We start from the raw sequence: 13,215 nt of genomic DNA, 5'->3' as shown, positions 1-13,215 counted from the left end.
CCAGAGGCTGACGCAGAGCGTCGTCATCCTGGGTAGACGCAGCCACAGGCCGGATGTCAGGGTCCATCACGCTGTTCTCTGCGTGGCGGCAGCCACACCTGTATCCCCGCGCCGAGGCGCAGCACGCGCACCTGCAACTGAGTGGCCAACTGGTCGCGGTTGCTGGCTGCACCGTCGGCACTGCCAAGCAGGGTGACCGGCTGCTGGCGCAGCTGCTCGCCGACGACCCACGTGTGCCCGCCATGCCAGCGGTCCAGGCCCTGCGTGACGTCGGCCAGCGGGGCCGAAACCCAGTGCAGGCGCCGCTCGCGCCAGGCCAGTGTCTCGGGGGCAGCGGTTGTTGCATGGGCCGTTGCCTGCCCATCGAAGCGCAGCTGCTCGCCGTCGTCGGCCAGCATGCTGACGTTGCCGCTGTCCACGCGCACGCGATGCTCGGTAACGGTGACCACGCTGCTGTTGCCCTGCACGGCAAGATCGAATGCGGTCCCCAGTGCAGTGACGGTGCCTTGTGGGGTATGCACCTGGAAGGGCCGGTCGGCATCGGCGGCGACCTGGAACCAGGCCTGGCCGCGCTGCAGCTGGAGCTGGCGGCGCTGCCCATCGATGCGCACCTTCACTTCGCTGTCGGGTGACAGCAGGACATGCGAACCATCCGCAAGGGTCTCCTCGCGGATCTCGCCAGCGGCCGTTCGCAGTACCTGCGCCACGGGCGGCGAGGCATGACGGCTGTAGAGACCCAGCGCGCACAGCAACAGAACCGCAATGCCGGCTTCGCGCAGGCGACGGCGTTGCCTGCGCTGCTGTTGCCGCTGCAGGCTGGGCAGCGCCGCGCCGGCCTGCCACAGGTGCTGCAGGTGCTGGTACTGCGCGGCATGGCGTGGATCGGCCCGGCACCACTGCTCGAACGCGTTCTCGTCGCGGTCGCCGTCGTGCCCATCCAGCCACCAGCGGGCAGCTTCGCGTGCAATGGCCTCCTGGCTCATGTGCCGGGTACCTGCTGCAGGGCGACCAGGGCGCGCAGCAGATGGCCATGCGCGGTCTGCCGGCTGATGCCGAGCTGGCGGCCAATTTCAGCCAATGCCATCTGTTCCACGCGGGCCAGCAGGAAGACCTGGCGCGAGCGCGGCGGCAACGCGGCGATGATGGCATCGAGATGGCGCAGCTGTTCGGCGTCGAGCAGTCGCTGCTCGGGCAGCGGCGAAGGATCGGCGATGGCATGCAACTGCTTGTCATCCAGCACCTCTTCGCGACGGCGCTGGCGCTGCCGATAGTGGTCCGCGATCAGGTTGTGGGCGACGCGGTACAGATAGGCGCGGCCATTGCTCAGCAGGCCGCTGGCGGCGACTTTGACGACACGCAGCCAGGTTTCCTGGACGACGTCATCGGCGTCGCTGCGTTGCGGGAGTTTGCGGCGGACATGGGCGTGCAGCGGCCGGTAATGGGCCGCGCACAGCTGCGCGACATCCGTCGGTTCGACAGGCGTGGACACGGGGCGGGCGACAACTGGGAAAGGGAACAGCCCGCGGCGGCAAGGGCAGCGGCTGCACCTTACAGCAAAAGAGAATCATTTGCATCTATGGCGCAAGGCACAGCACGCATGGGTGACCGCGGCGTCAGCGCGGGCGATAGTCGCAGTGGATCTGCAGGGCTTCGGTGGGGTTGTGATGCAGCTCGAAGCCGCAGTGCTGCAGGCTGCGCTTCACCCGCGCGACCGCTTCGGCATGGTGGGCGACGCGACGATCCTGCCAGCGCGGTGGGGTGAACACGCCCAGGGGCAGCAGCCGCAGCCGCTTGCCGTGCAGTACCAGTGAGACATCGATATGACGGCCATCGATGTCGTGGCCGTTGGCGCCGAAGATGGCATCGATCTCATCGCGGCGCTGCGGGTAGCAGGTGCGAAACACCGCAATGCCGAGCCGTCGCACCGCGCGGCGGAAGCCGCCGAGACGGCTGCGGCTGGGTTCGAAGCCACGAGTGAGCAGCAGGTGCAGCCCGGCAGGTAGCATTGCCTGCGCGTCGAGCAGGCGTTGCAGTACCTCTTCTTCCAGTTGGATGCGGGTGGAGGGCCAGCGCGGGGCGATGAGCAGTCCGTGGTGGTTGCCGCGTTGCAGGGTCAGCATGGTGGAAGATTGGCATGCCGGAATGCCGTCGGGTAGTGTCGGCCGCTGGCCGGCAGATCCGGGTGCCGGCCAGCGGCCGGCACTACCATCGCCGGGTCAAATGTCGCGGTACTGGATCTGCGCGGCCAGCACACGCAGTCCGTCGGCATTGCTGGACAGGATGCGCTCTTCGCCGACACCTTTCTGTCGTTTCAGCTGGAAGCCCTGATCGGCAGGCAGCTGTGCGGCGATGGCATCCATGCGTTGCAGGGCATCGGGGCCGCTGCAGTCGAAGTGACCCCAGTGGGCACCATCGCGGTGGATCTGCAGTCGGTAGTTCATCGCGGTGTCTCCGGGAGGTCCTGCAGCCAGTGGTCGAACATCGCAGTGGCGGCTGCGGCCAGTGGTGCGCCATAGCGGCGTGCTTGTGCACGCAGGTCGTTCGGGTCGATGTTGGCCTGGGCCAGCTCCAGCGTGTGGCCGATCAGCCAACGCTCGAACTGGCGGGCATCCAGTTCCGGATGGCATTGCAGGGCCAAAGCGTGGTGGCCGATGGCAAAGGCCTGGTGACGGCAGGCTGGCGTGCTGGCCAGGCGGCGTGCACCGGCCGGAAGTTCGAACGCCTCACCATGCCAATGCAGTACCGGAATGCCCTGCAGGGACTGCAGCGGAGAGCGCTGGCCTTCATCGGTCAGCAGCAGTGGCGCAAAGCCGATTTCCTTGCCGCCACTGGGAGCGACACTGGCACCGAGTGCACGCGCCATCAGCTGTGCACCCAGGCAGATGCCCAGGGTCGGCCGCTGCTGCTGCAGCCGGCGCTGCAGCAGGGCAATGCTGTCGTTGACGAAGGGATAGGTCCCTGTGTCATTGACACTGATGGGACCGCCCAGCACGACCAGCAGGTCAGCTGTTTCGGCGTCATCGAGCGCATCGACGCCGGCCTGCAGCAGCTGCAGCTGCCAGCCCTGGGCCAACAGCAGTGGCTGCAGGGTGCCGAGGTCTTCAAAGGCAACGTGCTGCACGACAACCGCGTGCTTCATGCCGGGGCTCCGTTGTTCGGCCAGTAGTAGCTGTCCGGAGTGGCGCGGGCGCCGAAGATTGCCTGGCCGACGCGGACCACGGTGGCGCCTTCCTCGATGGCCACTTCGAAATCACCGGACATGCCCATCGACAGCTGCGACAGGTCGAGGCCGGGTGGGGCGCTGCGTTGCAGCTGATCGCGTAGTTCACGCAGGCGCACGAAGCACGCGCGCACACGTTCGACGTCGGGGGTAAAGATGGCCAGGGTCATCAGGCCACGCACGCGTAGGCGGTCGAAGACTGGCAGCTGCTGCACGAAGGCCTCGACCGCGTCGGGTTCCAGTCCGTACTTGCTCGGTTCGGCCGAGGTGTTGACCTGCACAAACACATCCAGCGTGCGCTCTTCCAGTTGCAGGCGCTGCTGCAGGGCTTCCGCTACACGCAGGCTGTCCAGCGCCTGGAACTCGCTGGCAAAGCGCGCCACGTAGCGCGCCTTGTTGGTCTGCAGATGGCCGATCACCGACCACTGCACGCCCAGGTCGGCCATTGTCCCGGCCTTGCGCTGTGCCTCCTGCACCTTGTTCTCGCCCAGTTCGTGGCAGCCGGCGGCCACCGCCATGCGGATGCGGGCGTCATCCACGGTCTTGCTGACCGGCAGCAGGCGGACGCTGGCCGGATCCCGGCCGACGCGGGCGCAGGCATCGGCGATGCGTTGGCGCACCGTGACCAGGTTGGCGGCGATCTGTTCAACGGACTGGGCGACGGGCCAGTCGGCGGCGGCAAGGGGCATGCGGGCACCTCCAATGCAGGGCGGCCAGGGTGGGATACACTGGCACAGGACAAGGTATATTTTGGCATAGGACAAAATGAAAATCACCGGACATAGTGCCGAGTCGATCTTCGACAGCATCCGCGACGGCATCGGCAAGGGCCGCCTGCCGGCCGGCAGCGTGCTGCCGCCGGTGCGTGAACTGGCCGAGCAGCTGGGAGTGAACCGCAACACCGTGGCCGCTGCCTACAAGCGCCTGGATGCGGCGGGCCTGGCCAGCACGGCGGGCCGGCGCGGCACGGTGGTGCGTGGCCTGCCGCCGTCGCTGGCGCGCGAGGGTAGTGTGCCCGGGCTGGCCCTGCAGGACCTGGCCGGTGGCAATCCGGACCCGCGCCTGCTGCCGAACCTGCGCCTGGCCCCGGCCGCACCACGGTTGTATGGCGTGGGCACGGTCGACCCGAAGTTGCAGGCGCTGGCGCGCGCCTCGTTGGATGGGGACTGCCCGGAGGGCTATGCGCTGGAGCTGACCCATGGCGCGGTCGATGGCATCGAACGCCTGCTGGCGGCGTGGCTGCTGCCGGGGGATCGCATCGCGGTGGAGGATCCGTGCTTCCTCGGCAGCCTCAACGTGCTCAACGCTGTGGGCCACGTGCCGTTGCCGGTGGCGGTGGACGCGCATGGCATGCAGGTCGAATCGCTGCGTGCGGCGCTGGAGGCCGGTGCACGCGCGGTGCTGCTGACCCCGCGGGCGCACAACCCGACCGGCGCCAGCCTGGATGCGAAGCGGGCACGCGCGTTGCGCCAGCTGCTGGCCGCCTATCCGCAGGTGGCGGTGCTGATCGACGATCACTACGCGCTGCTCTCACGGCAGGCCTATCACTCGGTGCTGCCGCTGGATGGCCGGCGCTGGGCGCTGCTGCGTTCGTTGTCCAAATCACTGGGCCCGGACCTGCGGCTGGCCTGGCTGGCCTGCGATGAAGAGACCGCGATGCGGCTGCGGTTGCGGTTGGCATCCGGTACCGGCTGGGTCAGTCACCTGCTGCAGGATGCGGCGACCTCGGTGCTGGCGTCGGCATCGCAGCGGGCGAAGATCGCCTCGGCAGGTGAGCGTTACCAGCAACGCCTGCAGTCGCTGCAGGATCTGTTGCGCGCGCGTGGCATGCCGACGCCGCAGCCAATGGAAGGATTGAACCTGTGGCTGCCGTTGCCAACCGACAGCCATCCGCAGGTGCTGGCACTGGCTTCGCGCGGATGGCATGTGCGCGCGGGCGAAGTGTTCGCGGTGGCGCAGCCGGGGCATGGCCTGCGCATCACCTGCGCAGCACTGGGGACGGCGCAGCTGCGGCAACTGGCCGACGACCTGGCGACGGTGTGTGGGGTGTAGCGTCGAGCCATGCTCGACTGCTTCTACCGACAGCAGCCGAGCATGGCTCGGCTCTACGAAGATGAGGCAAAGTCGAGCATGGCTCGACCCTACAGAAGCCGATCAGGGTGCGGCGTTCGTACCCGGGCGCACGTAGTAGGACTGGCCACTGTCATCGACGAACATCAGCTCCGGCTTGCCCTGCCAGGAGGTGAGCATGGCGCCGGTGTTGTTCTGGTGCTTGACCATCAGGCTGGCGCCACGATCCGGGTTGGCCACCACCTTGAAGACTTCGGTGGTGCCGGTGGCATCGTCGAGGGTGAGCAGCGCTTCGCCGCCACGGTCACTGGTGCCATAGCCGCCACGTTCGGAGCCGTCGGGGCCAAGCAGGATCAGGCCGGACAGTGCCGTGGCACGCGGTCCTTGGGGGCGGCCTTGGCTGAGCGGATCGGGAACCGGTGCGCCGAGGATCACCCGCGGCTGGCCGCCTGCATCGTGGATGACCAGGCCGCGCGCTTCGATGATCCGCTCTGGCGATTGGCTGCGATGCAGGCCCCAGGCGGTCCAGCCGGAAACGAGCAGGGCAAGGGTCGAGACCACCAGGGTGGTCAGCAGCAGCGCACGGGGCATCGGGTCGTCCTTCCTTGGATAGGCCGACGATAGCGGATGCAAAAGGGGATGGGTAGAGCCGGCCGGGCAGCGTCGACTGGGTAGAGTCGACTCTACCCAGTAGCCATCACCCAGTAGCCATCACGCCTTCATTCCCGGTATCAGTGGAAATCGCGGCTGTGGCTGCGCAGTCCCTGCAGCAGCTCATCCAGGCAGTGCATGCGTTGCACGATGACATGCTGCACGCCATCAACGCGCTCCAGGCGGCCATCGATCTGCATCAGCTGGGTGTCGACCAGAACCCGGTGCTGGCGATCGGCCAGGTGGCGCCAGACCACCGCATTGACCATGCCGGTCTCGTCCTCGAGGGTGAGGAAGGTAACGCCGCTGGCGGTCTGCGGGCGCTGGCGCATGCGTACCAGGCCGGCGATGCGCACGCGACGGCCATGGCCGTGGCCCGCCAGCTGCGCGGCATCCAGACAGCCACGGCTGCGCAGCTGTGCACGCAGGAACGAGATCGGATGGCGGCCAAGGGTGGTGCCGGTACTGCGGTAGTCAGCCTGCATGTCGTCCCATGCACTGGGCAGTGGCAACGGCACGCGGGCCTCGGCGGTGGCACGGGCCTGGTCGAACAGTGGCAACCGGTTCTCTACGCCCGAGATATCCCAGCGCGCACGATGGCGATGGCCACTGAGCCCTCGCAGCGCACCGGCATCGGCCAGCAGGCCTTGATGGCGGCGGTCCAGGGCGGTGCGCTGGCACAGGTCACCGACATCGTCGAACGGTCGCCGTGCACGCTCGTGCATGATGGCCTGCACGGCCGCTTCGTTGCAGCCGTCGATCAGGCGCAGGCCAAGCCTGATCGACGCCGCGCCCTTGCTGAAATCCAGGGTGCAGTCCCAGTCGCTGTGGCGCACGTCCACCGGCAGCACGCGGATGCCATGGCGGCGTGCGTCCTGCAGCAACTGGTCGGGGCTGTAGAACCCCAGCGGCTGGCTGTTGATCAGGCTGGCGGTGAACGCGGCCGGGTGGTGGCACTTCAGCCAGCAGCTGGCATAGGTCAGCAGGGCGAAACTGGCGGCGTGGCTTTCCGGGAAACCGTAATCGCCGAAGCCCTTGATCTGCTCGAACAGATGCTCGCCATACTCGCGGCTGAAGCCGTTCTTCAGCATGCCGGCCAGCAGTTTTTCGCGATGCGGTTCCAGCCCGCCACGCCGTTTCCACGCGGCCATCGAGCGGCGCAGGGCATCGGCCTCGCCGGGGGTGTATCCGGCCGCATCCACGGCCAGCTGCATCACCTGTTCCTGGAACAGTGGAACGCCCAGGGTGCGCGCGAACACGCGCTCCAGCTGCGGCGGATACAGCGGCTCTTCCAGGTTGTCCAGCGCTTCCGGGCCCTGTTCACGCAGCAGCCGGCGCCGCTCCAGGTAAGGATGCACCATGTCGCCCTGGATCGGGCCGGGGCGCACGATCGCCACTTCGATCACCAGGTCGTAGAAGTTGCGCGGCTGCATGCGCGGCAGCATGGCCATCTGTGCGCGCGATTCGATCTGGAACACGCCGATGGTGTCGGCGGCACTGATCATGTCGTAGGTAGGCTTGTCGTCATCCTCGATCGCATCCATGCGTCCACTGTGCAGGCCATGCTGCTGCAGCATCGCCAGGCATTTGCGGATGGCGGTGAGCATGCCCAGCGCCAGGCAGTCGACCTTCATCAGGCCGGTGGCATCGAGGTCATCCTTGTCCCACTGGATGACGGTGCGGTCGGCCATCGCCGCGTTCTCCACCGGTACCAGCGTCGACAGCGGGTGCTCGGAGATCACGAAACCGCCCGGGTGCTGCGACAGGTGGCGCGGGAAGTCGATCAGTTCGGTGGTCAGTGCCAGCAGGCGCTGCATCAACGGCGTGTCCGGATCGAAGCCGCGCTCGCGCAGGGTCTCCGGCAGCGGTACGTGGCCGCCCCAGTGGTCCATCGCCGCCCCCAGTTCGTTGACCTGGTCCATCGGCAGGCCAAGCGCGCGGGCCACGTCGCGGATCGCGCTGCGGCCACGGTAGCTGATTGCCACTGCAGTCAATGCCGCGCGCTCGCGGCCGTAGCGTTTGAACACGTACTGCAGCACCTCCTCGCGGCGCTCGTGCTCGAAGTCGATGTCGATGTCCGGCGGCTCGTCGCGCTCGGCGGAGATGAAGCGCTCGAACAGCAGGTTGCTGCGCGCCGGGTCGATCTCGGTCACGCCCAGCACGAAGCACACCGCCGAGTTGGCCGCCGAGCCACGCCCTTGGCAGAGGATGTCCTGGCTGCGGGCGAAGCGCACGATGTCCTGCACGGTGAGGAAATAGGACGCGTAGTTCTTCTGCCTGATCAACGCTAGTTCGTGCTCGATCTGCGTGCGTTGTGCCGGTTTGATGCCGTCTTTCCAGCGCCACGGGATGCCGCGCTCGACCAGCACGCGCAGCCAGCTGTCCGGGTCGTGGCCTTCGGGCACCAGTTCACGCGGATAGGTGTACTGCAGCTGTTCCAGGGTGAAGTGGCAGCGTTCGGCGATGCGCAGGGTCTCGGCCAGCAGTTCGGGCGGGTACAACTGGGCCAGCGCGGTGCGTGGGCGCAGGTGGCGCTCGCCGTTGGGGAACAGGCGCCAGCCAGCTTCGGCCACGCTGCAGCGGTGGCGGATCGCGGTCAGCGTATCCTGCAGAGCGCGGCGGCGGCGCACATGCATGTGCACGTCACCACTGGCGACCAGCGGCAGGCGATGGCGTTCGCCGAAGGCCTGCAGCTGCTGCAGCCGGCGTGCATCGTCGTGTTCGTGATGCAGCTCCACCGCCAGCCACAGGCGATCATCGAAGCCGGCACGCAGCAGTTCCAGGTCGGTGGCGGCAGGTTGCCGGTCCAGCCACAGGCACAGCAGGCCGTCGGGCAGGCCGAGCAGGTCCTCGCGCAGGCAGCGGTACTCGCCCTTGGCCGCGCGCCGCCGGCAGGTGGTGATCAACTGGCACAGCCCCGCATAGGCGGCCTGGTCGGTGCACAGCAGTGCCAGCTTCGGCCCATCCTCGACCTGGAATTCGGCGCCGATGATCAGCGCCACGCCATGCGTCTTCGCCGCCTGCCAGGCGCGTACGATGCCGGCCAGCGAGCATTCGTCGGTGATCGCCAACGCGTGGTAGCCCTGGCCGGCGGCGCGCGCGAACAGTTCTTCGGCGATCGAGGCGCCGCGCTGGAAGCTGAAGGCCGACAGGCAGTGCAGTTCGGCGTAGCCGGGCAGTTCGCTGTGCATCGCGGTTCAGCCGAACCAGCCGTGCAGCATCCACGGCGCATGCGGGTCATTGCGTGTGCGGAACGCCCAGCCACGCTGGCCGTGCGCGGTTTCCACCACGTAATAGTCGCGGCGCGCGTCGGCCTGGTCCCACCAGCCCGATTCGATCCGCTCCGGCCCGGCGATGATGCGCAGACGCGGATCACGCAGTGGTTGCGGGGTGTCCAGCAGCCAGCCGGGGCGCAGTGGCCAGTAAGCGGGCGGTTTGGTCGGGGGCTGGATGCCACTGGCGCGTTCAGGGCGATGGTCGGCCTGTACCGCCAGCGGCTGCACGGCGTCATCGCCCAGCCGTGCGCGCAGGCGCTCACGCAGCTGGCTCCAGGGCATCGCCTGCGCCGGCCGGGTATCGAACAGGTCGCGTGCGGCGGGCACGAACGGCGGCAGCTGCTCGGCCTGCAGGCGCAGTGCGCGGCTGCCGGCTGGCAGGGCGAAGGCCTCCATGCGGTTGCGCGCGATCTCGAACAGCAGCGCGGGATCGCGCTCGGGCGCCAGCAGGCCGATGGTCAGCACGCTGGCCGGCAGCAGGTCATGCTCGAAATGCAGGTCGAAGCGCTGCACGCCGCCATCGCGCGAACACAGGAATGCGGCCAGGTCCAGCAGCAGGCGACGCAGCGGGAACAACAGGGCCTGGCTGGATTCGATTTCGTATTCAAACTCGATGCGCGCATCGAACCGGTCCGGTGGCTGGTAGTAGCGCAGGGGTGCGGTGGGCAGCCCACGCAATGCATCCAGCTGCTGCAGTACCTCGGGGGTGAAGCGCCGGGCCAGGCTGTCGCGCGGCAGTTCGAGCACCGCACCCAGCGTGCGCAGCCCGGAGCGGCCCAGTACGGTCACCGCTTCGCTGGGCAGGCCGCAGCGCGGCAGCGGCAGCTGCGCCAGCACTGCCGGCAACTGTTGTGCATCGATGCCGAGGCCGTCATGCACATTGGCCAGCACGCGCGCGGCATGCGCGGTGGGCGCGGCCACCAGGCGGTGACGGAAGCCGAGTTCATGCAGCTCGTTGCGCAGGCGCTGCTCGATGGTCAGCCAGTCGCCGAAAAGGGCGCGGCTGGCACCGATCTCCAGTACCAGTGCATGCGGGAAATCGAGGCTGACCTGCGAGCTGTAGGCGTAGGCCCAGCTGGCCAGCAGCTGCCGGGTGTGCTGTTCGGCGTTCGGGTCGTAGTCGTGCAGGTGCATGTCCTGCACCAGCACCTGCGCGGCCGACAGCAGCATGCCCGGGCGCAGCCCCGCTGCGCGGGCGGCAGGGCTGACCGCACGCAGCACGCGACGCTGTGCCGGCCCCTGCAGCAGCACCAATGGCCGCTGCGGGTCCGGCTGCAGGCGCAGCACGCTGTCCAGCGCCAGCTGCGGCAACAACAGGCAGGCCCAGTGCATGGCGCGGCCTCAGTGGGCGATGGCCAGCGGCAACGGCTGCGCCGGCGGAAGGCCGCCACGGCACTTCAGCACCCGCACCTGGCCGTGGTCGAGCTGCAGGCGCAGGCTGGCCGGGGAGGGGTTGCGCGCCGCCTGCGCCTCGCGGAACACGAAGCCCAGGCACTGGCCGCTGTCGGCAGCCACCTGCAGGCGGCGCAGTGAGCGGTCGTCGGCCTGGTATGGCCAGCACAGCACCGCCGCGCAGGCGGCCGAGCGCAGGCATTGTTCGGCGGCCCACAGCGCCTGCTTCGGAGCGGCATGGATGATCTGCAGCTGGGCCAGGTCCAGCCCGGCGGCGGCCCAGGCCGGGGCATGCGGGCGATGGGGCGGGGCGACCAGCACGATCGGGCGGTCGCGCTGGCTCAGTTTGGCCAGTGCCGGCCAGACCAGCGCCAGCTCGCCCACCCCGGGCGCCGCCTGCAGTACCTCGCACAGCCCGCTGGCCGGCCAGCCGCCGCCGGGCAGGCGTGCGTCCAGTGCCGGGTGGCCGCTGGCCAGATGGTCGCTGGCTGGCCCCTGGCGGGCCGGGCCACGCCACAGCTGGCGGCCGTCAAGCAGCCGGTCGAGGGCGACGACGGCACCCATCAGCCGGTCCTCCAGGAGGGGCGCCGGGCGGGCTGGAAACGGCAGGAACGGGCGGAAACGGCGGGCATGGCGCGAGTATCGACGGGCCGGTATCAGGGGCTGAGACCGGACATGCTACTCGCCTTGTGAGTAAAATTACTAATGAAATCGGAGGGTCGGGTTTCAGGTTGCTGAAGGGGTAAAGCATCCACGCATGGCGTGGATCTACTGGACAGAGCCCCGACCAATCCATGCCGCAGTCCGGTAGATCCACGCCATGCGTGGATGGGGCAACGGTGCCGGTTACGGGTGGACCGGCAACGCTACCGGGCGCAGCGGTGCGGCATCGCCGCCGCGGATCTTCAGCGGGCCGCCGATGAAGGCGAACTCGTAGACCTTGTCGCGGGCCAGTTCGTCCAGCGCCACCAGCTCGATGATCGGCGCGCCCTGCTGGGCCAGCAGGTAGGTGTGCAGCGGCACGTAGTCGTCGGACACCTCCGAGGGGAAGGTCTCGAAGCTGAGGTTGTCGGCGCCGACGATCATCGCGCCGCTGTCTTCAACCAGGAAGCGCGCCGCGTCCAGGCCCATGCCCGGCGGGTTGGCCATGTAGGCCTTGGGCTGTTCGAACAGGCGCATGCGGCCGGTGCGGATCAGCACTACGTCGCCCTGCTGCAGTTTCACCTTCTGGCGTGCCAGCGCATCCTTCAGGTCCTGGCGGGTGACGCGGTAGCTGTCCGGCAGCATGTCCACGCCCTTGGCGGCGGCCACGTCGATCAGCACGCCACGCGCGATCAGCGGCGGGAATTTCTCGATGCCGGTGACATTCCAGCCACGGTCGCCGAGGTGCTTGTCGGCCTCGAAGCCGTTCCAGATCTTTCCATGGATGCCGAAGTGGTTCAGCGCATCGATGTGGGTGCCGGTGTGGCTGTACATCGAGAACGCGGTGCCGGTGTAGCTGCGGGTGAGGTTCATGGTTTCGCCCACGCCCATCGGATCATCCATCACCGTGCCGCGCGGGGTGTGGGTCATCCAGAACTGGTAGTGCGGGTCGCCGGCATCCTGCCAGCTGGGCATGCCGACGTAGTAGTCGGTGGCCAGGTCATAGGCCTTGCCGCCGCTCACCCGCGACAGGATCGCCGCACGCGAGGCCTCGGTGATCAGGTTGAGGCGGCCGATCTCGTCCTTCGGCCCCCAGGGGCTGGTGCCGACCTGCTGGCCGGAGGGAACGCGTTCGTGCGCGGACACGGGGGTGGACGCGGCGGTGCCGGCCAGCAGCAGGGCCAGCGCGGTGGCCAGGGTATGTGGGGTCATGGGAAATCTCCTTGCAGGGTGGGGGATGGTGCGGCTCAGGCCGCGACCAGGTGCGCCAGGGCCTGGCGCAGTTGCGGCAGCGGCAGGGTCTGCAGGCGCAGGCCGTTGCCGCCGATCACGGTGGGTATGGAACGGATGCCGAGGGCAGCGGCTTCGGCACGATCGGCCTGCACGCGCTGGCGCACCACGTCGCTGTGCATGTGGTCAGCGAAGGCGCCACGTGGATGGCCCAGCGATTCGGCGATATCCAGCAGTACTTCGGCATCGCCGATGTTGCGGTGCTGGTGCAGGTGCGCCCACTGCACGGCATCGAACATCGCGCCATGGGCATCATTGCCGCCGAGCATGCCGGCGGCCTGGCAGGCCAGTGCGCCGAGCCAGCCGGACGGATACTCGAAGTCCTGTGCGCGCATGCCTTCGATATCGATGCGCGCGGTGTCTTCATGCGCGGCGCAGTCGGTCCAGTGGCGCAGGATGATCGCCTTGGCGCGCTCCATCGAGCCGAACACCTCGACCATCTGCGCGCGCGAGTCCTGCAGCACGAAGCTGCGGTGGCGCACCTGGATGCCGAGTTCGGCCGAGACCTGCTGCAGGCGCGGGGCCAGCACGAAGCACCAGCCGCAGACCACGTCGTGGAAGAAATCGACCACCGGCGCTGCGGTGGCGGGGGAAGGAGCGGAAGACATCTGCCTGCCATCGGTGAGAGGGGAGGCGGCAGATTAGGCAGCGCGGCGTGGCCGAAACAGCACGCCG

13 protein-coding genes are annotated in these 13,215 nt (G+C 68.4%); 1 reads left to right on the top strand and 12 read right to left on the bottom strand.

What is annotated here, in order from left to right; genetic code table 11:
* Positions 1–56: 56 nt before the first annotated feature.
* From EZ304_RS02945 to EZ304_RS02920, 6 genes are all read right to left on the bottom strand, one after another.
* Positions 57–983: a FecR family protein gene (locus EZ304_RS02945; protein ID WP_142806229.1), complete on the bottom strand. Its 927-nt coding sequence runs from the start codon at positions 981–983 to the stop codon at positions 57–59.
* Positions 980–1,489, bottom strand: a complete 510-nt coding sequence (locus EZ304_RS02940) for an RNA polymerase sigma factor (protein WP_142806228.1) — start codon at positions 1,487–1,489, stop codon at positions 980–982. Before EZ304_RS02940 ends, EZ304_RS02945 begins: the two co-directional genes overlap by 4 nt.
* 124 nt (positions 1,490–1,613) lie before the next feature.
* Positions 1,614–2,120: a hypothetical protein gene (locus EZ304_RS02935; protein ID WP_099553188.1), complete on the bottom strand. Its 507-nt coding sequence runs from the start codon at positions 2,118–2,120 to the stop codon at positions 1,614–1,616.
* A gap of 96 nt (positions 2,121–2,216) precedes the next feature.
* On the bottom strand, positions 2,217–2,441 hold the full coding sequence (locus EZ304_RS02930) for a hypothetical protein (protein WP_142806227.1): 225 nt from the start codon (positions 2,439–2,441) through the stop codon (positions 2,217–2,219).
* Positions 2,438–3,139 (bottom strand): glutamine amidotransferase, encoded by a 702-nt coding sequence (locus tag EZ304_RS02925; protein WP_142806226.1) that lies wholly within the window; start codon positions 3,137–3,139, stop codon positions 2,438–2,440. Before EZ304_RS02925 ends, EZ304_RS02930 begins: the two co-directional genes overlap by 4 nt.
* Positions 3,136–3,909 carry a YggS family pyridoxal phosphate-dependent enzyme gene (locus EZ304_RS02920; RefSeq protein ID WP_142806225.1) on the bottom strand — a complete coding sequence of 258 codons (774 nt, stop codon included), beginning with the start codon at positions 3,907–3,909 and terminating at the stop codon, positions 3,136–3,138. The genes EZ304_RS02925 and EZ304_RS02920 overlap by 4 nt, the downstream gene beginning before the upstream one ends.
* A 76-nt stretch (positions 3,910–3,985) precedes the next feature.
* Between EZ304_RS02920 and ptsJ the strand changes: the two genes are divergently transcribed.
* On the top strand, positions 3,986–5,272 hold the full coding sequence (ptsJ, locus tag EZ304_RS02915; RefSeq protein ID WP_142806224.1) for a transcriptional regulator PtsJ: 1,287 nt from the start codon (positions 3,986–3,988) through the stop codon (positions 5,270–5,272).
* 102 nt (positions 5,273–5,374) lie between these two features.
* Here ptsJ and EZ304_RS02910 read toward each other — a convergent pair whose 3' ends face one another.
* The 6 genes from EZ304_RS02910 to EZ304_RS02885 form a co-directional block, all read right to left on the bottom strand.
* Positions 5,375–5,881, bottom strand: coding sequence for a hypothetical protein (locus EZ304_RS02910; RefSeq protein ID WP_099553192.1), 507 nt, complete (start codon positions 5,879–5,881; stop codon positions 5,375–5,377).
* 140 nt (positions 5,882–6,021) lie between these two features.
* The gene (locus EZ304_RS02905; RefSeq protein ID WP_142806223.1) at positions 6,022–9,132 is read right to left on the bottom strand and encodes an error-prone DNA polymerase; all 3,111 of its coding nucleotides are present in this window, start codon (positions 9,130–9,132) and stop codon (positions 6,022–6,024) included.
* Between the two features lie 6 nt (positions 9,133–9,138).
* Positions 9,139–10,548, bottom strand: a complete 1,410-nt coding sequence (locus tag EZ304_RS02900) for a Y-family DNA polymerase (protein WP_142806222.1) — start codon at positions 10,546–10,548, stop codon at positions 9,139–9,141.
* Positions 10,549–10,557: 9 nt separating this feature from the next.
* On the bottom strand, positions 10,558–11,172 hold the full coding sequence (gene imuA, locus EZ304_RS02895; RefSeq protein WP_142806221.1) for a translesion DNA synthesis-associated protein ImuA: 615 nt from the start codon (positions 11,170–11,172) through the stop codon (positions 10,558–10,560).
* A gap of 282 nt (positions 11,173–11,454) precedes the next feature.
* A complete protein-coding gene (locus tag EZ304_RS02890; protein ID WP_142806220.1) occupies positions 11,455–12,462 on the bottom strand; it encodes a cyclase family protein in 1,008 nt (335 codons plus the stop codon).
* Between the two features lie 35 nt (positions 12,463–12,497).
* The gene (locus EZ304_RS02885) at positions 12,498–13,148 is read right to left on the bottom strand and encodes a DsbA family oxidoreductase (protein ID WP_099553197.1); all 651 of its coding nucleotides are present in this window, start codon (positions 13,146–13,148) and stop codon (positions 12,498–12,500) included.
* Between the last annotated feature and the right edge of the window lie 67 nt (positions 13,149–13,215).

The sequence above is a fragment of the Stenotrophomonas maltophilia genome (assembly GCF_006974125.1).
GTDB classification, from domain to species: domain Bacteria; phylum Pseudomonadota; class Gammaproteobacteria; order Xanthomonadales; family Xanthomonadaceae; genus Stenotrophomonas; species Stenotrophomonas maltophilia_O.
This window is presented reverse-complemented; position numbering and strand designations above follow the sequence as displayed.